The organism is Clostridium autoethanogenum DSM 10061, assembly GCF_001484725.1.
GTDB classification, from domain to species: domain Bacteria; phylum Bacillota; class Clostridia; order Clostridiales; family Clostridiaceae; genus Clostridium_B; species Clostridium_B ljungdahlii.
The window spans coordinates 1,484,532-1,506,142 of sequence record NZ_CP012395.1 but is presented as its reverse complement, the minus strand read 5'-3'; the positions used below and the strand labels follow the sequence as shown (position 1 = coordinate 1,506,142).

Sequence of the window (21,611 nt, the reverse complement as noted above, 5' to 3'; positions counted from 1 at the left end):
TGCTTAATGCATGTAGTATCTATACGTTGAACCTCAACATAAGATGTATTTAAATTCATCTGCTTATTAGCAATTTTATACTCCTTCTCAAGTTGAACCTCAACATAAGATGTATTTAAATGTACCTCCTGCACACATAGCAGCAACAAAAGCCATGTTGAACCTCAACATAAGATGTATTTAAATTAATTTCTAATTCTATTGTATTCGCTAATAAGGCAAGTTGAACCTCAACATAAGATGTATTTAAATGTAAAAAACAATTTATTGCACTGATCTATGGTTATGGTTGAACCTCAACATAAGATGTATTTAAATCTCTAAAGCAAAAATGTGTTACATAGTGCGTGGAAGGTTGAACCTCAACATAAGATGTATTTAAATATGGTTGCACTTGGAACTTTATTTTCATTTTCTTTTGTTGAACCTCAACATAAGATGTATTTAAATTCTTTTGATATGGCCCCTGCATGAGAAAGTTGTTGGTTGAACCTCAACATAAGATGTATTTAAATGATGTTGTTGTTCCACTTAAATTATTTACGTATATAGTTGAACCTCAACATAAGATGTATTTAAATTTTTTTTCTTCCATCTCACTTTTTTCTTTCTGCAGCGTTGAACCTCAACATAAGATGTATTTAAATATTTAACTGTAAGGTATCTTTTAAACAGCCTAATATGTTGAACCTCAACATAAGATGTATTTAAATAAATAAGTACAGAGATCTAGGAGAAGATATATTTCCGTTGAACCTCAACATAAGATGTATTTAAATTTTGTTAGCCGCCTTGGTGTATCCCAAGTAACCACGTTGAACCTCAACATAAGATGTATTTAAATTTTTTGGGAATTACTATTTAAAATGGGTGAGCAATGTTGAACCTCAACATAAGATGTATTTAAATTGAGAGATATTAATAGAGATATTAATTGCTGGGATAGGTTGAACCTCAACATAAGATGTATTTAAATTAATGCTAGTGGACTTAATTTTCTTAAGGTAATAGAGTTGAACCTCAACATAAGATGTATTTAAATATTCATGGAATATATTTCTTTTTATATTTAATGCCCGTTGAACCTCAACATAAGATGTATTTAAATGCACCTAAGTAATCTATAAGTAAAGTATCAACTCTTGTTGAACCTCAACATAAGATGTATTTAAATGAATTTATATAAACCCAATCAGAATATATATAATTAGTTGAACCTCAACATAAGATGTATTTAAATTAAATTAATATTCAAGATAGCAGAGCCAAGTACAAATGTTGAACCTCAACATAAGATGTATTTAAATACGCTATAGCTGTTAGCAAACATACTTTATAATCATCGTTGAACCTCAACATAAGATGTATTTAAATAGAGTACGTTCCCCAAAAGTGGGGAGAGTTGATATAGTTGAACCTCAACATAAGATGTATTTAAATCGGTGTGGCTTGATAACTATTTTGAAAATAACCACCTGTTGAACCTTAACATAGGATGTATTTAAATAGTAATTGGAATGTTAATATTTGATCATTAGCTACTGTTGAACCTTAACATGAGATGTATCTAATTTGAAAAATTAGGAATATAGTAGACTCTATTATAACGTGAGATTGATGAAAGTCTATAGTCTTAAAACTATTGAAATTACTAAGGTTTTTCTCTGAATTTATATTAATATAACAGGAAGGGTGGTATTTTTGATAAAAAAATTGCATGGGTATCTAATAAATTTATCCATATTTAAGTTTATTTTAATTACATCAATAATACCGTTCTTTATATCATATATTGCTAGTTTAGTAATAAAAAATTATGTAAGGCAATTTCCTAATGACATTCTTAAGGTAAATAATTCATTAATAACAAATGTATCATTTACTATTAATGGCATTTTTATTGCACCATTAGTTGAAACATTTATATTTGTAATAATAATAAGTATATTTTTATATTATTCATATTCCCAAACCATACAAATAATTGCAGTAATTGTAGCTGCAATATGTTTTGGAATTCCTCACTTTTTTAACACCAATGATATGATATGGGGATTATATTGGGCAATACAAGCTGGAATTAAAGGATTGATATTGGGATATGCATTTATGGTATATTTTTTTAAGTCAAAAAGAATTGATGTGGCTGGTTTTGTGGTGTTTTTAATTCATTCAATTAATAATTTATTAGGCATAATAATATCGTTAATATTTTGAATATTTTATAATGAATTGGAGGCAAAAATTTGGTCGTTGATGGATTAGTAAATGCTTTTATTAATATAACATTGTTTATTATTGTTATAATGCTTGTCAAAAAAATTGAATCCATTCGTAATAAGGACTATACTCCTGTATATTGGATAAGTTTAAAAAAACATGATATTAAGCTATTTGTTATTGGAATTATTGTGGCACTGCTTTATAAATTAGCAGTAGGGTCAATAGGAATCATTGGCGGCACAATGGAGTTAATTGTAAATGGGCCAGGTATGGCAAAATTTATAATTTTTACTTTAGCAAGTAGTTTTGGATTTTTAGGAGTAGCATTGTTTGAAGAAGGATTGTATAGGGGATATGTTATGCAGGTAGCATTTAGAAAACTTCCTAAAGTATTGGCAATAGTTTTACAAGCATTAGTATTTGGATTAGTGCATTACTCCAACTATTCAAAACAACCTCACACGTGGATAAGAATTATTGATGCTATATTAATAGGTGTAATATTTGGAGTTATTGTGATAAAAACAAAGTCTCTTATGTTTACTGTTGGAACTCATTTATTTTATGATGCTACTGAACAGATGTTATTTTTGGACAATCCATATAAGTTTACAAGATTTATTTGCTTCCAAAACACCAATTATTTGTCGTCAAGTTTATTTTATACTGAATTCATAGAGCTAAGCATGTTATCTATTTTGACAGTAGTATTGATATTCTTATTTCGAAAAAATCTTTTTTATGATAAGTCTTTTTCAACCAATTTACGAAGTAAAGGTGCTTAAAGTTATTTGAATTTAATGGCTTAGGGCACTTTTTTATTGAGTTTATGAAAATGAAGTTGAATCTTAAAGGTGCTTTTTTATTTGAAATAAAAAAATGGTTAGAGAATTTTGGTAAAAACTTATTGTGTGTTTCAAACTAAATATCATGGGTAGATTTTTTCCAACCTCTTTGAAGGTAAAGTGTGCTTAAGTGCATTGATATGTAATGGATTGAGGCATTTTTTTGGCTGAGTTTATGAAAAGTGAAAAACGGTTGGAAAATTTTCAGCGAATGCCTTTATTGTTAAGGGTTTTAGGGTTATAATGAAAATAAAGAATGGCTATTTTACTGTGGTTGAACCTCAACATGAGATGTATTTAAATGCGAATAGTACCTTTGGTTTTTGCTCCTGGAGCTGCGTTGAACCTCAACATGAGATGTATTTAAATTATTCTACAATTTGGTTTGTTTCTTTATTTATACATGTTGAACCTCAACATGAGATGTATTTAAATTATATGCCTGTAATTAATAAAATTACTGCTATTATTGTTGAACCTCAACATGAGATGTATTTAAATCCAACTTGATAAGGTGTAAAACATATGTTTTCATTTGTTGAACCTCAACATGAGATGTATTTAAATACTTCGCTAAATTATGTTTTAACGAAGTTGTGCAAAGTTGAACCTCAACATGAGATGTATTTAAATAAGGACAAAACGCTAGGAATTTTGAGCCTAACCAATGTTGAACCTCAACATGAGATGTATTTAAATAAAAAATGACTAATATAATATTATCTTATCCATTATGTTGAACCTCAACATGAGATGTATTTAAATCAGGTAAAATTCGATTATTCTGTAGTAGAGAATGTAGTTGAACCTCAACATGAGATGTATTTAAATTGTTTGGAGTAATAAATTATACACAAAATAGTGGGCGTTGAACCTCAACATGAGATGTATTTAAATTGATGTAATTATTCCTAATCCAGTATCTTTAGCACCGTTGAACCTCAACATGAGATGTATTTAAATCCTTTTTTTAACTCTATATTTTTTATTAAGTTATCAGTTGAACCTCAACATGAGATGTATTTAAATTTTTCTAGTAATAGAGGTTCCTTTTCTCCACCAACGTTGAACCTCAACATGAGATGTATTTAAATCAGTCTACTCGATACAATGGCTTAAACTGCTTAAGTTGAACCTCAACATGAGATGTATTTAAATCAGTATAAAGCTCCAACTTTTATATGCCGAAGCTTTGTTGAACCTCAACATGAGATGTATTTAAATGTAATAACTGTTGGAACTGCTATAAGTAGTAAGCCAAAGTTGAACCTCAACATGAGATGTATTTAAATTAGCATCCCATACAGTTTTGAGTGTGTCTTTTATCGGTTGAACCTCAACATGAGATGTATTTAAATTAATCATTTTGTTGCTTAGTTATACTATCTTTAAAAGTTGAACCTCAACATGAGATGTATTTAAATCGAGCAAATTCTAACATTGCATTTAATTGTGGTCTAGTTGAACCTCAACATGAGATGTATTTAAATGGGATTAGATCAGGATGAAATTGAACTGCTATAGAGGTTGAACCTCAACATGAGATGTATTTAAATGACATTGCAGATGTATATTTAAAGTTTGGCCAATAGTTGAACCTCAACATGAGATGTATTTAAATTTTATACATTCCTCCATTTTTATACTAATTATTTAAGTTGAACCTCAACATGAGATGTATTTAAATTGGAAAGGAAGTATAATATGATAGATGAGATATTAAGTTGAACCTCAACATGAGATGTATTTAAATCTTACTATTTTGAGTTGGGTTATCTCCTTCTTTTTCAGTTGAACCTCAACATGAGATGTATTTAAATTTTGTAAGCAGAAAAATCCATATCTCTACCTTGTCCTAGTTGAACCTCAACATGAGATGTATTTAAATCTTACAGGCGTATGTCCAAGATCATTTACTGCCTCCGTTGAACCTCAACATGAGATGTATTTAAATTTTTTTTACCTTCTTAAAATTGCTGAAGCCTAGACTGTTGAACCTCAACATGAGATGTATTTAAATCAATAATATGGAGCAAAAATAATACCAGTACCTAAAAGTTGAACCTCAACATGAGATGTATTTAAATCTTACATAACCAGATATAGCATCTAAGAAATGTTTGTTGAACCTCAACATGAGATGTATTTAAATTAAATAGTAGACCATCCAGTCTGATTGCACGGCATGTTGAACCTCAACATGAGATGTATTTAAATTAAATCGAATAAAGGATAAGAGCTTTCAATAATGATGTTGAACCTCAACATGAGATGTATTTAAATCTGGGAGATTATCCATTCAATAGGTTTATTTGATTTTGTTGAACCTCAACATGAGATGTATTTAAATTTCTTGCCCAAGGGAATCCTTCTTCTTTGTATCTGCGTTGAACCTCAACATGAGATGTATTTAAATTTCATCTACAATTTTTTCTATTTCTTCTTTTGTGACGGTTGAACCTCAACATGAGATGTATTTAAATATTTCATTTGCTGTTAAAAGTCTTATTTCTTCCATAGTTGAACCTCAACATGAGATGTATTTAAATAAGTCAATGCAAATACTGATAAAGTAAACAATAAAGTTGAACCTCAACATGAGATGTATTTAAATTGAAATATAGTAATGTAGAATTGGCGAAAATTAAAGTTGAACCTCAACATGAGATGTATTTAAATGTGGATTTAGGATCTTTTGTGAAGTTTCTATTTATAAGTTGAACCTCAACATGAGATGTATTTAAATAAACTTCCATCATTAGGATACATATCAAGTATTTCAAGTTGAACCTCAACATGAGATGTATTTAAATAACTTAATTACCCTTCCAAGTGGCTCTATAGTTGGTTGAACCTTAACATGGGATGTATTTAAATTGAAAATCTTTTAAAGAAGTATATGGTCTATTTTTTAATTGAACCTTAACATGGGATGTATTTAAATTAATAATCTCTGGCATTTTCCTCGTCTGGAGCTATAAGTTGAACTTCAACATGAGATGTGATTAAATAAATAATAATTGTAAATAATACATTATAAAGGAATTATTGAACCATAATATGAAATGTTTTTAAATACTTTATTGGTATAACTTTGAATTATCGTCAAAGTGATGATAGTTGAACCGTAACAAATGTTGTATGAAACAGATTTGTTTAAATTAATTCTAAATATTTCTCAATACTTCAACTTTATTGGTTTTACTATGAATATAAATTTGATTTAAGTACAATAATATAAATGTAAACAGAATTTACTCTATAGATGATATAAACATCAGAAAATATTGGATTATGGTTATCGTCTTTTTTATCATCTGCTTAGTAAAATCAACAATATGTATAGATGCAAAGCTAACCATAAAAAGATAATCCTGTTATACTAAATTTATCTAAAAAGCTCCTCATATTTGCAGGACTTTCCATAAATTAATCGAATAATAACATATATGGAAGACAAATCTTTGTAATATACAAATGAATGGAGGGTGATTATGGAAATAAATCAAATAAACATTAAAGTATACATTCTAGAGAATATTTCTATAGAACAGGCATTGGAAGATCTAAGCAAATTAATGGATAAATCTTTTTATGAAAATGAGGACATGAAAAATTTTCACGAAGAAAATATGATGAAAAATTATTGCTTCAACAGCTTGTACCCCTTAGATGTAAAAACTAAGATGTATAAAGAAGGAGGCATATATAATTTCCAATTGAGATGTATAGGCTCCAAATTAAAAAATCACTTTTTAAAATTCTTGTCAAATGAATATACTTCTAAGATAAAAGTTCTTGTATGCCAGAGCAAAAACATACCTAAAAGGCCTATGGACAGAATATATAGTATAACTCCTGTAATAGTTAAAATGCCTGGCAGTGAAAAAACTGAATATTGGAGAAATGAATACACTGAAGAAGAATTCTTTGAATACATAAGAACAACCAGTATAAAAAAATATGAAGTATTGACAGGAGAGGCTGTGGATAAAAATTTAAAACTGTTTAATTATGCAAAAATAGACAACAAAAAACCTATAGCTGCTAGTTTCAAGGATAAAAGAATTCTAGGAGATAAAGTAACATTGAATTTGGAAACAAATAGCGACGCCCAAAATATTGCATACATGCTACTTGGGACAGGACTTGCAGACATGAGCCCTAGGGGGTACGGATTTGTGAATTATCAATATATCAAATAGAAACAGAGGTGAAAATATTTGATAAATGAAATCTGTAAAATATTCAGCAGCGAATATGGAAAAAAAGGTGATGCACTCATTGTGGATAACTATACGCTTTCACCTGGTGACTACGTTGAATTTACATTGGAAGACAGTGGAGATAGAGTAGAAATATTTAGTGTAGACAAGAAAACAGATAAATCACAGGATGATTATAGAAAATTTGCAAAAATGGATTGTATTAGCGGCCTTATATCCATGAATAAGCCAGTAGATCCGACAAAGGTAATACACAGTAATAACATGTATACTTTCTATGTGAAAAAAGAAAATTTAGATCCATCTAAGGGAAAGCTGAATGTTGAAATAATAGATAAATACTATGACATTTTAAAAAATCCTAAAGATAAGTATAAAAATAAGAAAAAAAGTCTGGAGCTTTACTTGAAGTTTGAAAAAGAACAGGGTAAGCCAGATGGAGAACTTATAGACAAAATAAGAGATTGGATAAAGCAAAATATATATAAAATAGCAAGTCGCAAAAGTCTAGATAAAACATACCTTAAATTATTCTATAATACCGATTCTAAAAATTATGAAAGAGAAAGCCAGAGATATATAATACCTAATATCTATAACAGCACGGATTACAATGTTAAGATCGGAGATAAAGTGTATGGACTGCCCGACTTTAATATAGGATTGAATTCAAAAAAGCCTTACCTTGAAAACAAGACTAGAAAAAGCAAGTTGCCTGTACTTGTAGATTCAAGTACCATTTCTATGGAGAAAAAATTATTTGATTATTTCATGAACTATGCACAAGAAAAGAAAAATTACATATATGCAGGTAGTGATATAGATGCCGTAGACTATAAAGAAAATAAGAAAGATGACTTTAAGGGGTATTTCCTGAGAATAAACAAGGGGAAAGAAGCGGAAATTGCAGATTATGATACCATAACCGAATACAGGTATAAGTTGAAAAGATCCATAGAAGTTCTTCCTATTATAAATGGAGGAGCAGGCAAAGATTTTGAATTGTTCCTGGGAGTTTTAAATAATTTAGGTGAAGTAAAAAGTAGAATAAGTGAAGTGTTCTTTAACAAGTATTTGGAAAACAACTTTTTTACAGAAGCAAAAAGTATAAATTTGAATGATGCAAGAGTTAAAGAGTGTCTTTTGAAATACAGGTATGGACTTTACACCTGGTTTTATAAAGGTGAAGATTTTTTGGCAAGTACATTTTGGAACAGCATGACCTTATATCTTTTGTGTAATTCTATAAATCAAGGAAATATAAACAAGGCAGTAAATCAATTTAACTTAAGGCATGCAGTACTTTATTATTTTAACAATGAAAAGGGAGGAAAGAGTATGGATGCAGTTGTTAAAAGTGTTCGAAAGAGTATAGACGAAAAGATAAATATTAAAGAAGATCCTGAGTATAAGGTGGAGGCTGAAAATGATGAAGAATATTATTTTTGCATAGGCCAGCTGCTTAAATATTTTTACAGCTTGAATAAGTCTGGAAACAAAAGTTATTCTTTTATAAATCCTTTTTTAAATGCAAAAAGCAGTGAGTTTATAAAGGAAAAACTGAGAAAGTTGTTTATAAAATATGATTATGCTATACAGTCATCTTTTAGATTTAACAATATGTACTATATGGTTTCTTCCTATAATACAGAAGGAAAGGTGGATCAGGACATTATAATAGCAGGATTTTTATGTCCCAATTTAATATATAAAAAATCTGAAAAGGAAAATCAAAACGAGGAGGCAAATTAAATGAACAGAGTATATGGTGTTATTGGAATTAAATCAATTATGGCAAATTGGAATGCTGATTTCAGCGGCTATCCTAAGACAATCAGTGATGGATCTATATTTGGAAGCGACAAGGCACTTAAATACAGTATAAAAAAATATTGGGAAGATAGAGGAGAAAAAATATTATATATAAAATCATTCAAAACTGATAAAGGAAAGATCAGACCTAGATCTCTTGAAGAACGCTATAACCAGGTATTTGATACGACTCTTACTAAAAAAGATGAAAGTACAGTTATACTTAAGAATCTATTTTCTGCTTTAGATGTAAAATCTTTTGGAGCAACATTTGCAGAAGAAGGAAACAATATATCCCTTACAGGGGCAGTGCAGATAGGTCAAGGATTTAATGTATATGAAGATTCAAATGCAGAAGAGCAGCAGATACTTTCTCCTTTTAGAAGTGACAAAAAACCTAAAGAGGGAAAAGAAGCGGAAGAAGCAAACCAGAGTACACTTGGTACAAAAATTGTAAGTGATGAGGCTCATTACATGTATCCTTTTTATATAAACCCAACTTCCTATAGAGATTATGTGGATATGAAGGTTACAGAAGGTTATACAGAAGAGGACTACAAAAAATTTAAGGAGGGAGCATTACTAGGTGCCACTGCCTTAAATACAAATGCCAAGGCAGGCTGTGAAAATGAATTTGCACTATTTGTTGAAACTGATGAAGAAACTTACCTTCCCAATTTAACCCAATTTATGAAATTTGAAAAGAGAAAAGACAAGGAAATATTGACTTTAAATCTAGAAGAGATTTTGCAGGGCATTGAAGATGATATTAAAAAAATAGAAATTTATTATAATGACTATAAGTTAAAATTAAATAATATACCAAAAGGAGCTGTGCTTTTTAATATATTTACAAGAAAAGAGGTTTAAGGCATGAAAGTAGTAAGGTTCAAACTTTCTGGAAAAACTGCGTTTTTCAAAAAGCCGGATGTAAATACTTATTGCTGCTTTACATATGGAAATATACACAAGATAGCTCTTCTTGGAATAATGGGAAGTGTTCTTGGATTTAGAGGCTATAACGAGCAGAGCAGAAATTTTAAGAAAAATGTATATCCTGAGTTTTATGAAAAACTTAAAAATGCCAAAGTTGCTGTAGTTACTATCAATAAGCATGGCTATATATCCAAAAAGGTTCAAGAGTTCAACAACTCTGTTGGGTATGCAAGCAGGGAAAGTGGAGGAAATCTCATAGTAAAACAGCAGTGGCTTCAAAATCCCAAGTGGATGATTTATGTGAAAATAGATAATATAACAGATGAGTTTTCAAATATGATTAGAAAAAATAAGGCCAAATTTATACCCTATCTTGGAACAAATGATCATTTTGCAGATATAACTAAAGTCAGTGAACTTGAAGTCCATAAAGAAGATGATGTAGACAAAGTAGATAGTATTTTTGAAACGAAGTATTTCAAAATAGATAAATATCAGGATGAAGAAGAGGATACGGATACGGCCTGGAAGTATACAGAATACCTTCCTGTGGCTCTTGACAAAGATCTAAATCAATATCAGTTTTCCGATTTTACAGAGACAAATATGGCTGTAGACTCATTTAACGAAAGTGTAGATGTGTATAGAGACGAAGAACTGGACAAAAACTTGTACTTTTTTTAGAGGGTAATTTTTATGTATTTTGATGACGTGGAGTTATTTAATCCAGAGTTTTTTATAAGTAATTTGGATAATATGTATGCCCATAGAGATAGAACCGACAAAACTAGAAGAGAAAAACTTACAGACCATATAAATTTAACTTACAAATATTTTGAATTTATATGCAGTGAAAAAGATTTAGATAATGTATTCAATAATTTGCAAAAGGATATTTTAGAAGATAGATGTGAAGATGTAATTTGTTTGTGGAAGGAAATGCTTGCAAATACAATATACATGCATGACATAGGAAAGATAAATCCCGCATTTCAGTATGCCAATATGTTAAATAAACTCTACAAGGATAATTCGGCAGGAGAAAAAAATCATTCTCTTCTAGGATCTTATATATATGTGAGCTATTTTAATGGAAGGATAAATAAAATAAAGAAAAGATACGACAGGTATTATTTAAAATACTTTATGTATTTAAACTCCTATATAATATCCAGGCATCATGGATTTTTAGGCAGTATAGAAGGTTATGGAGAAAAGCTGAAGAATTTTTCAGAAAACTATAAAAAGGAAACCTACTACCCTGATTTAAATATGGATGTGCTGGGGGAAAGAGTAATTTACAAGTCCTTCTGCAATTCACAGGAATACATAAAAGATTGCTTTTTAGCAAACAGCAAATTAGATTTTACTTTATACATTTATTCCAAATTGCTATTTTCCATTCTTACAGCAGCAGATTATTATGCCACATCTCAATTTATGAATGGCGAAAAAGTAGATGATATGGGAATTATGGATGATGAATTGAAAAAAAGATTTAGCAGAGATGTAGAAGACTATGATATTTTAAAGAGCATAAGAAGTTATGAAAAAAATCCGGTGATAGATGGAAAGTACAGTAATATAAATCAATTAAGATCTAAAATAACCCTTGAAAGTGAAAAAAGTTATTTGAAAAACAGGAATAAGAACATATATTACCTGGAGGCACCAACAGGAGCTGGTAAAACTATAACTTCCATAAATTTGGTAAGACATATGCTAAACTCTAATGAGAAAATAAATAAACTCTTTTATGTATTTCCATTTAATACTTTAGTTGAACAGACTGAAAGTGCGTTTATAAAAATATTTAAAAATGACAGTAAAATAAGAGAAAGTATATCTGTGATAAATTCAATAACTCCTATAAAGACAGTGGATAAAGACTATGAAGTTGAATCGGATTTAGATTCTGGCAGGAAAACTGACTATGAAAAGTCACTTTTAAATAGGATTTTCATAAATTATCCCTTTGTTATAACCACTCATGTCAACCTTTTTAATTCTCTGTTTGGCACAAGCAGGAAAGAGGTCTTTCCCCTTATAAATCTGTGTAATTCTATAATAATACTAGATGAAATACAAAGTTATAAAAATGAAATATGGAAGGAAATAATCAATTTTCTAGATTCATATTCGGAACTTTTAAATATAAAAGTCATAATAATGTCAGCCACCCTTCCCAGATTAAATAAGCTTGTAGAGGGAAATAGCAATGATTTTATATATTTGATAGAAGACAGAAACAAATATTTCAAAAATCCATATTTTAAGAGCAGGGTAAAATTTGAAATGCTTGATTTAGGTGATGAAGAAGAACAGTTTGAAAAGCTTTCCCGTGATATACAAGCTGAAAGCAGAGATAATGGAAAAATACTAATTGAATTCATATTTAAAAAGAGGGCTGATAGATTTTTTGATTATATGAATAAGAACTTTGAAAATAAGTATGGACATGAAATTAAGATTATGACTGCGGATGACAATAAAATTGACAGGGGTAAAATTGTAAAAATGGCAAGAGATAAAGAAAAGAAGATTATTTTAATAGCTACCCAGATAGTAGAAGCAGGAATTGATATAGATATGGATTTAGGTTATAAAAACATATCTATTTTAGATGCAGAAGAACAATTTATGGGAAGGGTAAACAGGTCCTGCTTGAAAAAAGGAAGAGTGAAATTTTTTAAAATAGATGATTGCAGGGTTATCTACAAAGGCGATGTGAGAAGAGAAAAGGAACTTACTTTAATTCAAAGTGAAATTCAAAAACTTTTAGGGGAAAAGGATTTTGAAAAGTACTATGAAAAAGTCATAGAAAAAATCAAGCTAAAAAAACAGGAAAGCAATGACCATGGATATGAAGCATTTACTAAAAAATTGGACTCCATGAATTTTAAAGCTGTACAGGACTATATGAAACTCATAGATGAAGATCAAAACAAATATACTGTATTTATTTCTAGAGAAATAAAGCTGGGAAACAATGACGTTATATATGGTGACGATATCTGGAAAGAATATAAAGATGTTCTAATGGATAAGAGTATGGGGTATGCAGAGAAAAAAGTAAAATTATCAAAGATAACCCCCAATTTAGGTTATTTCATATATAAGGTAAAAGAAATTCCTACAGAATACAGTGATATGCTGGGCGACATATATTACATATCAGATGGAGAAAAATATATAAGAGACGGCAGGTTCAATCAGGAAATATTCATAGGGGAAGCGCCGGATGAGGCAAATTTGTTTATGTAACTGTTAGGGGAGATGTAAATGAAAATAAACGGTACGCTTATAAATTATTATTTTCACTGCAAAAGACAATTTTGGCTCCATGCAAACAGAATCAACATGGAATATACAAATGAAGATGTAAAGATTGGAAAAGTGATTCATGAATTGAAAGCAGAAGGAAATAAAAATGCAGAAATATGTATAGACAATGTAAAGATAGATAAGATTACAAAGGATTATTTAGTAGAGATAAAAAAATCTGATGCAGATGTAGAAGCAGTAAAATGGCAGGTGTTATTTTATCTCAGTATATTAAAAAACAAGGGAATTTATAGAGAGGGAAAAATTGAATTTCAGGAGAAAAACAAGCAAGACAAAAAAATAATATATGTAAGCCTTACAGAAGAAAATGAAATGAAATTAAAAGAGCTAAATCTTGAAATGGAAAAATTACTTGAAAAAGACATGCCTCCTAAAGTTGGTAAAGTTAAAGGATGCAAAAAATGTGCTTACTATGAATATTGTTATATTTAAGAAGAAGGTGAAATTTAATGGCCAGCGGAACTAAATATTTGATGAGTATGGGAGAACTCAAGCGAAAAGATAATTCTGTTCTATTTCATAATGAAAAAGGTAATTTCTATCTGCCAATAGAATCTACAAGAGAAATATACTGCATGAATGAAATTACAGTAAACAGCAAATTTCTTGATTTTGCTGCAAAGGCAGGTATAGTCATTCATTTTTTTAATTACTATGGATACTATAGTGGAAGTTTTTATCCTAAAGAAAGTCTTGTAAGTGGCAAGGTTACTATAAAGCAAGTAGAAGCTTTTTTAAATAATAGAAATTATATAGCAAAGTCCTTTGTATGGGGTATAGGAGAAAACATATGCCAGATACTATACCATTATTACAGACATGATAAAAAAGAGGTTGAGCCTACAATTAACTGGATAAAAGAAAAAGTTCCAGAGTATTTGGAGGATGGTAATTTAGGTATAAAGCAGGTATTGAGAGTTGAAGGGGAGATATGGCAGAGATTTTATGAAAACTTCAAGTACATTTTACCAGAAGATTTTATAATGAATAAAAGAGTGAAAAGGCCTCCCGATAATCCTATAAATGCACTTATATCCTTTGGTAATTCAATTTTATATTCCAAAACTGTATCTCAAATTTATAATACCCATTTAAACCAGACTATAAGTTATCTGCATGAACCATCTGAAGGAAGATTTTCACTAAGTTTGGATTTATCCGAAGTTTTTAAACCAGTAATAGTGTATAGAACAATTTTTGAGCTGGTAAACACAAAGCAAATTCAAGTAAACAAGCATTTTGATAAAAAATACAATTACTGTCTTTTGAATGAAGAAGGGAAGAAAATATTTGTACAGGCAATTGAACAGAGATTTGAAAGTGTTTTTGACCATAAAAAGCTTAAAAGGAAGATAAGTTATAAGACAGCCATAAGGTTGGATGGATATAAGCTTATAAAGTATGTGGTGGAAGGTGAAGAATTTAAGCCTTTCAGCCTGAAAAATATGATGTAATAATTGGAGGAGCTTTATGGGAAAAAATTTTAATTTCAACTATGCTTTTGTATTTTATGATGTAAATGAGAAAAGGGTAAATAAGGTATTTAAGGTATGCAAAAAATATTTCCACCACCATCAGAATTCTGTTTTTAGAGGGGCTATAACGACTTCTAAAATGATAAAGTTGAAGAGTGAATTAAATAAGATTATAAAGGATAAGGATTTTGTCACAATAATAAAGCTTATGAATGACAGCTGTTTTGAGGAGGATACTTTAGGGATAAATGAAAATAATACTGAAGATTTAATACTTTGATTTTTCCAACCTCTTTGAAGATAGAAGGTGCTTCAATGCATTGATATGTAATGAATTGAGGCACTTTTTTGGCTGAGTTTATGAAAATTGAAAAACGGTTGGAAAATTTTCAGTTGATGCCTTTATTATTAAGGGTTTTAGGGTTATAATGAAAATAAGGAATGGCTATTTTACTGTGGTTGAACCTCAACATGAGATGTATTTAAATTTCCTGCTAAAGACTTAAATTTAAATATAAAGCTTCCCGTTGAACCTCAACATGAGATGTATTTAAATTTGCTCCATCCTTCTATAATTTGTTTAAATATACTTGTTGAACCTCAACATGAGATGTATTTAAATTGCCAAAACTCGTCAACGCCTAATGCACTAATGGCCGTTGAACCTCAACATGAGATGTATTTAAATGTTTCTTTTGTAGGAGTATTCTTTGTAGTGGTTGTGTTGAACCTCAACATGAGATGTATTTAAATAAATTAAGGTTATGCCTGTTCCTGAAAGGCATTTGGGTTGAACCTCAACATGAGATGTATTTAAATATTTCAAAAGCTTCAAATTATACCTGAAGTTGATGCGTTGAACCTCAACATGAGATGTATTTAAATTGCAGATCCAAGTACACCAAAAGACTTGCCATATAAGTTGAACCTCAACATGAGATGTATTTAAATGATATAAACGCCGGGCTTGAATATGTAGAGAATTACGTTGAACCTCAACATGAGATGTATTTAAATGAATACAGATACCAATCTCGGAACTGGAATAACTAAGTTGAACCTCAACATGAGATGTATTTAAATTATGATATGTCGTCTATCTTATAACTTTTTAATTCCGTTGAACCTCAACATGAGATGTATTTAAATCTTTAAATATAATACGTATATGTTCAGGCTTTTTCTGTTGAACCTCAACATGAGATGTATTTAAATATGTCTACAGGTATACCAACGTATATTTTATTGGGTGTTGAACCTCAACATGAGATGTATTTAAATTAGCTTTAGGCGATGCACAATATACCGAGGGTTTTAAGTTGAACCTCAACATGAGATGTATTTAAATTATCAGAAGAAACAATTCCTCCGTTTGCACATTGTGGTTGAACCTCAACATGAGATGTATTTAAATAGTTTGCAAAATAATACGCATCAGGTACTATGTTAAGTTGAACCTCAACATGAGATGTATTTAAATTAAACAATACAGATAAAGAAATAGAAGATTTAATTGTTGAACCTCAACATGAGATGTATTTAAATGTCCCTCCTTTAAAATCCGGCTTTATTTTCTGTTAGGTTGAACCTCAACATGAGATGTATTTAAATGTTTGAATACTTAATTCTTCATTTACATCTTCCATTAGTTGAACCTCAACATGAGATGTATTTAAATAATTCAATGCGCAGGGATGTACAAGCAGCAGAAGAAAGTTGAACCTCAACATGAGATGTATTTAAATGAAATTAAAAAGCTTGAAGAACAAATTCTTGATAGCGTTGAACCTCAACATGAGATGTATTTAAATTTATCTACAGCATCAGCACTCCACCCAGTTGTTCCTGTTGAACCTCAACATGAGATGTATTTAAATAAATTTCTCTGTATGCATTTTTTAACAGTCTCTTTAATTGAACCTTAACATAAGATGTACACTTCCAGAGAATTATTTATATAAGAGGTGTATTAGGATATAATATAATAAAAGCATTATTTGTTAGAGGAATTAGTATAGAGAAAACAAATAAACAAAATAATTTATATGAACAATTCTTAAAATATTCGTATTGGGACTTAAAAGAATTATTTAAAAATGCAAAAATAAAAGAAGAACAGGATTTTTATATAATGCTATCTAATTGGTATTGCAAAAAGAACAAAAAAGAATAATAAGTGAGTAAAAATGGATACATATACTATATATAAGAGCTTAAAGAAAGGAGCATTTTTGTGTTAACATTGATTGTGTGTGCATAGCAGGGGCTATTGCACAAATACAAATAGCCTCTGCACAATCCTAAAAATATATATTAGGAGGAGCACGGAATTGGACTATCAAGTGATTCTTAGGTTCAGATGGAGTTTGCTTATAAGAATTACTTTCTCCAGCTGAACCTTATTAACAGTATTCTTAGTGTCTTTAGCACTTAGAATACGTTATCCTTTAGGGGAAGAACTTATCCAGGCGCGTAGCAGTACTTATCCCTCACTTTGATAGTCGCTTTCGCTGTGTGCGATGGGGGTGCTAGCAATGGTAGCGATCGGATAAAAAAGCAGCAGATGTATTACCATAAGAACTCGTATCTCAAATTCAGGATTATATTGACGGCGAATATATCTATATACCGAGAAAACAATGCAGCAGAAAAACCTGGGGAGAGAAAAGTGGCAGCAGAAATATGTTATTTTACAGAAACCTTGAAATCTACAGCAAATACAGAAAGGGAGCATCTATAGACTACCTTTCTGAAACATACTATCTATCTCCTAAAACCATACAGAAAATTTTATCAAAAATGAAATAATTAAAATCGCCTTTAGCAGAAAACTGAAGGCGATTTTTTAATTCTGAAAAATTTTGGAGGTTATCTGATTCGTACTGCATCCCAAAAAGTTTTGCAAAAGAATGGTTTTATAAAATATAATGAAGACAGTGAAAATTATTTTTGGGAGATGAAAGAATGAAGCTAAAAGTTTTAGTAGATAACAACACCTATATAGATAGATATTATTTTGGAGAACCTGCTGTTTCATATTATATTGAAGATGAGGACACTAAGATTCTATTTGACACAGGTTATTCTGATATATTCTTGAAAAATTCAGCTGCATTGGGGGTGGATTTAAAGAACATAGATATAATTGCTGTTTCACATGGACACAATGACCATACAGGAGGACTTAAATATTACTTTCAAAAAAACTGTAAAAATAAGATTTCAATACTTGCCCACCCTGATGCATTTAAGGAAAAAATAGATGGAGATTTAAAAATTTGTTCTTCTATTTTGGAAGAAGAGCTAAAAGAAAAGTGTAATTTGATTCTTTCCAAAGAACCTAAAAAAGTTAGCAAACATATAACCTTTTTAGGGGAGATACCAAGAACCAATGATTTTGAAAATAAAAAACCTATAGGAAAGCAGGTTTCAGGGAAAGCTTTAGTTGATGATTATGTAATGGATGATACAGCACTTGTGTATAAAAGTCAAAAGGGCATTTACGTCATAACAGGATGTTCTCACAGCGGCATATGTAATATAGTGGAATACGCAAAAAAAGTTTGCAGTGACAATAGGGTACTTGGAATTATAGGTGGATTTCATTTGTTTCAAGTTAACTCCGGGGTTAGAAAAACTATTGAATATCTAAGAAAAAGCGATGTGAAAGAGTTGTACCCATGCCATTGTACCTCCTTTGCTGTTAAAGCAGAAATACATAAATATTTACCTATAAAGGAAGTAGGAGTGGGGCTGGAAATAAACTGGTGAATTTTGGATTTGTTTGATACATAAAGTATGATATAATTACCACTAGTATTTTATTAAGAAATTATCTAGCCGCATATAAGCTGTTATCTCATGTCTAAAGGGAGAGGCAGGGTGACCATTATTGCAAATAGGAGGATGAACATGATGGATTTAGGTTTAACGGATAAAGTAGCTTTAATAACTGGAGGCATTCGGGGGCTTGGAAGAGCTATTGCAGAGAAATTGGCAGCAGAAAAAGTAAAAATAGTAGTAACGGGAACTAATGAAGAAAGAGCAAAAAAAGCAGCAGATGAAATATCATCAGCTTATGGTGTTGAAGCCCTGGGTTTAAAGCATGATGTGAGTTCAGAAGAATCGACAAAAGAAGTTGTAAAATCTGTAATTGCAAAATTTAAAAAGATAGACATATTGATAAATAATGCAGGTGTTACAAGTGATGGCATAGTGATGACCATGAAAAAAGAAAATTGGGATAAAGTAATAAATACAAATCTTACCGGGACATTTAACTGTACTAAGCTTGTATCAAAGCAGATGTTAAGGCAAAGATCAGGAAGCATAGTAAATATAGCAAGTGTTGTAGGCATAATAGGAAATGTTGGTCAGGCAAATTATGCTGCTTCAAAAGCAGGAGTTATTGGGTTTACAAAGGCAACTGCAAGGGAACTTGCAGGTCGTGGTATAGTTGTAAATGCCGTTGCTCCAGGATATATTTCAACAGATATGACATCTGTACTTTCTGATAAGGTAACTGAAGAGATGCTGTCTAAAATTCCAATGAAAGCTTACGGAAAAGCAGAAAATGTGGCAAATGCAGTTTTATTTCTTGTTTCAAATATGTGCCAGTATATTACAGGGCAAGTCATCAATGTAGATGGTGGAATGGCTATGTAATAGAATATATGAGGGATAATATGAAAAAAAATTTAATGACATATTTTACAAGAATAATAAGCATAGTGTTTCTAGTAAGTACGGCAATTTCATTTTTTATTGCCTATAGGGGTATAAGAAATAAATTTGCTGCTAAATTTTTAATGGCATATCTCTTTTTTGCATTTTTTTATATATTATATATGTTATTAGTGGCTGTAATAAATTTAAAAAAATTGAAATGGATTGAGGTAAAAAAGAGAACTTTGAGATTAATGTTACTATTTGCTTTGTTTTCCATTTTGGATTGCATTTTTTATTATATATTTGGAATCACAAATAGAAGTTTGCTCAGTGGAATATGGATGTCGTTAGCATTGGCATTTGGAATGTCCTTTATGGATATTGTTTTTAAAAAGAATAATACATAGGATTTTAATGGAGTCTTATTTAAATTCACCTTTAGCAGTTATTGCTTTAAGGTGAGTTTTTTATTTTAAATAAACAGAGTTCTTGGTTTCAGGTGAAGTTTTTTTTCTCCATCTGAAACTTAGAAATCGTTATCCAGGGGTGTAGCAGCCGTTATCCCCACACTTTATAAGAAGATGGGGGATTACGGCTGGTAGCCATCGGATAAAATAACTATTGCTAACGTAACAATGTTATGTTACACTGTTTTTGAAAAAGAAATTATTGAGAGGAATGAAAATATGGAAGAGGAAAATCTAATTTCTAAAAAAGAATTGCTTAAAGTAACAGGTATTTCCTATGGCCAATTGTATAGATGGAAAAGAAAAAAATTAATACCCGAAGAATGGTTTATAAAAAGGTCCAGCTTTACAGGCCAGGAGACGTTTTTTCCAAGGAAGGAAATACTGGATAGAGTAGAAAAGATCAAGAATTTTAAAGATGATGTATCTTTAGATGAACTTGCAAGCATATTTTCGCCAAATCTTTCGAAAGTTATTTTAAAAGAAAGTGACATATCATCACATAACATTGTTTCACAACCTACTTTCACATTATATAAAGATGTTCATAAAGAAAGCAGTGAATTCAATTTTAATGAACTGCTGTTTATGACTATAGTAGATAGGTTTTTAAAATCTGGAAAGGTGAGTTTGGGGGAAGCTAAATTAGTACTTGATACTCTGGAAAAAAACTATGAGAAATTTTATGGAAGATATTGTGATGTAGTACTTATAAGAAAGCTTGGAGTTGCTGTATGTTTTTTAATGCTGATACCAAATGAAGTGTATGTTGAAACTGAAGCCATGCTTGTATTAAAGATAAATGCAGGGGAATGTGTGGAGCAATTAAAATCAAAACTAACATTATAAAATAAAGGAGAGTTTTAAAATGGAAGAGAATTTACAAGATGTAAAAATTTCTGGGGCTGGAATAATTAGAGGTGGAAAGTATGACGAAGTTAAAATAAGTGGAACTGCTAAAATGAATGGAGATATAGAGTGCAGCTCTTATAAAGTATCAGGATCTTCTAATGTGAGCGGAAATTTAAAAAGTAAAATAACTAAAATCAGCGGCAGTACTAAAATATGTGGAAATCTTGATTGTGAAGAAATAACTGTAAGTGGATCTTCTCATATAGTAGGCAGTGTTACTGCAAAAAAAGTTAAAATAAGTGGATCTTCCCGTATGGATAGTAATTTGCATACGGAAGAAATATCAATATCAGGCTCAGCATCCATAAGTGGAGATTGTGAAGCAGAAAATTTTAATGCAAGAGGAGGCTTTAATATAGACGGATTATTAAATGCAGGGAATATAGATATAGAGATGTATGGAAAATGTACAGTAAAAGATATAGGTGGCGAAAATATAAGTGTTAAATTGGGAGAAGGTCATTTTTTCATGAAGATGATAAATCTTTTCTCAAATTCTGCAAGACTTGTAACAGGCACAATTGAAGGAGATGATATTTATCTTGAAAATACATGTGCAAAAGTAGTAAGAGGAAATAATGTTACTATAGGAGCTAATTGTGATATCGAGATAGTGGAATATAGAAATAAAGTAGATGTTGGTAAAAATTCTAAGATAGTTTGTAAAAAAATAGCTGATAATTAAAGAAATAATGAGAAGAA

15 protein-coding genes, 1 pseudogene and 3 CRISPR repeat arrays (1 of these 19 only partly in view) are annotated in these 21,611 nt (G+C 30.2%); all 16 genes and pseudogenes read left to right on the top strand.

Annotated features, from left to right (window positions below; translation table 11 throughout):
- Positions 1-1,573: a CRISPR direct-repeat array (repeat unit 30 nt; unit sequence GTTGAACCTCAACATAAGATGTATTTAAAT); it reaches 634 nt to the left of the window's first position.
- Between the two features lie 119 nt (positions 1,574-1,692).
- The 16 genes and pseudogenes from CLAU_RS06720 to CLAU_RS06650 all read left to right on the top strand — a co-directional run bounded on the left by CLAU_RS06720 (position 1,693) and on the right by CLAU_RS06650 (position 21,594).
- A complete protein-coding gene (locus tag CLAU_RS06720) occupies positions 1,693-2,217 on the top strand; it encodes a hypothetical protein (RefSeq protein WP_242832230.1) in 525 nt (174 codons plus the stop codon).
- A 29-nt stretch (positions 2,218-2,246) separates the two neighbouring features.
- Positions 2,247-3,008, top strand: a complete 762-nt coding sequence (locus CLAU_RS06715) for a CPBP family intramembrane glutamic endopeptidase (RefSeq protein WP_023162231.1) — start codon at positions 2,247-2,249, stop codon at positions 3,006-3,008.
- 333 nt (positions 3,009-3,341) lie between these two features.
- Positions 3,342-6,145: a CRISPR direct-repeat array (repeat unit 30 nt; unit sequence GTTGAACCTCAACATGAGATGTATTTAAAT).
- A gap of 417 nt (positions 6,146-6,562) precedes the next feature.
- Positions 6,563-7,273 carry a CRISPR-associated endoribonuclease Cas6 gene (locus CLAU_RS06710; protein WP_023162228.1) on the top strand — a complete coding sequence of 237 codons (711 nt, stop codon included), beginning with the start codon at positions 6,563-6,565 and terminating at the stop codon, positions 7,271-7,273.
- Positions 7,274-7,291: 18 nt separating this feature from the next.
- The gene (locus CLAU_RS06705; RefSeq protein ID WP_023162227.1) at positions 7,292-9,046 is read left to right on the top strand and encodes a hypothetical protein; all 1,755 of its coding nucleotides are present in this window, start codon (positions 7,292-7,294) and stop codon (positions 9,044-9,046) included.
- Entirely contained in the window at positions 9,047-9,976 is a 930-nt protein-coding gene (locus CLAU_RS06700) for a type I CRISPR-associated protein Cas7 (RefSeq protein WP_023162226.1), read from the top strand.
- Positions 9,977-9,979: 3 nt separating this feature from the next.
- Positions 9,980-10,726, top strand: a complete 747-nt coding sequence (cas5b, locus tag CLAU_RS06695) for a type I-B CRISPR-associated protein Cas5b (RefSeq protein ID WP_023162225.1) — start codon at positions 9,980-9,982, stop codon at positions 10,724-10,726.
- 12 nt (positions 10,727-10,738) lie between these two features.
- The gene (locus CLAU_RS06690) at positions 10,739-13,306 is read left to right on the top strand and encodes a CRISPR-associated helicase/endonuclease Cas3 (RefSeq protein WP_023162224.1); all 2,568 of its coding nucleotides are present in this window, start codon (positions 10,739-10,741) and stop codon (positions 13,304-13,306) included.
- An 18-nt stretch (positions 13,307-13,324) separates the two neighbouring features.
- Positions 13,325-13,819, top strand: coding sequence for a CRISPR-associated protein Cas4 (locus CLAU_RS06685; protein WP_023162223.1), 495 nt, complete (start codon positions 13,325-13,327; stop codon positions 13,817-13,819).
- A gap of 17 nt (positions 13,820-13,836) precedes the next feature.
- Positions 13,837-14,841 carry a type I-B CRISPR-associated endonuclease Cas1b gene (gene cas1b / locus CLAU_RS06680; protein ID WP_023162222.1) on the top strand — a complete coding sequence of 335 codons (1,005 nt, stop codon included), beginning with the start codon at positions 13,837-13,839 and terminating at the stop codon, positions 14,839-14,841.
- A gap of 16 nt (positions 14,842-14,857) precedes the next feature.
- Entirely contained in the window at positions 14,858-15,142 is a 285-nt protein-coding gene (gene cas2, locus CLAU_RS06675) for a CRISPR-associated endonuclease Cas2 (RefSeq protein ID WP_023162221.1), read from the top strand.
- Between the two features lie 178 nt (positions 15,143-15,320).
- Positions 15,321-16,739: direct repeats of the CRISPR family, unit length 30 nt; unit sequence GTTGAACCTCAACATGAGATGTATTTAAAT.
- Between the two features lie 712 nt (positions 16,740-17,451).
- Positions 17,452-17,670, top strand: a pseudogene (locus tag CLAU_RS21110) (CD3324 family protein); the annotation flags it as partial.
- 156 nt (positions 17,671-17,826) lie between these two features.
- Complete coding sequence (locus CLAU_RS06670; RefSeq protein ID WP_023162220.1) at positions 17,827-18,633, top strand: MBL fold metallo-hydrolase; 807 nt, start codon at positions 17,827-17,829, stop codon at positions 18,631-18,633.
- A 141-nt stretch (positions 18,634-18,774) separates the two neighbouring features.
- Positions 18,775-19,527, top strand: coding sequence for a 3-oxoacyl-[acyl-carrier-protein] reductase (gene fabG / locus CLAU_RS06665; protein WP_023162219.1), 753 nt, complete (start codon positions 18,775-18,777; stop codon positions 19,525-19,527).
- Positions 19,528-19,547: 20 nt separating this feature from the next.
- The gene (locus CLAU_RS06660; protein WP_029169902.1) at positions 19,548-19,937 is read left to right on the top strand and encodes a hypothetical protein; all 390 of its coding nucleotides are present in this window, start codon (positions 19,548-19,550) and stop codon (positions 19,935-19,937) included.
- A 279-nt stretch (positions 19,938-20,216) separates the two neighbouring features.
- Positions 20,217-20,846, top strand: a complete 630-nt coding sequence (locus CLAU_RS06655; RefSeq protein ID WP_013240116.1) for a YhbD family protein — start codon at positions 20,217-20,219, stop codon at positions 20,844-20,846.
- 19 nt (positions 20,847-20,865) lie between these two features.
- A complete protein-coding gene (locus CLAU_RS06650; RefSeq protein WP_013240115.1) occupies positions 20,866-21,594 on the top strand; it encodes a polymer-forming cytoskeletal protein in 729 nt (242 codons plus the stop codon).
- Positions 21,595-21,611: the final 17 nt, after the last annotated feature.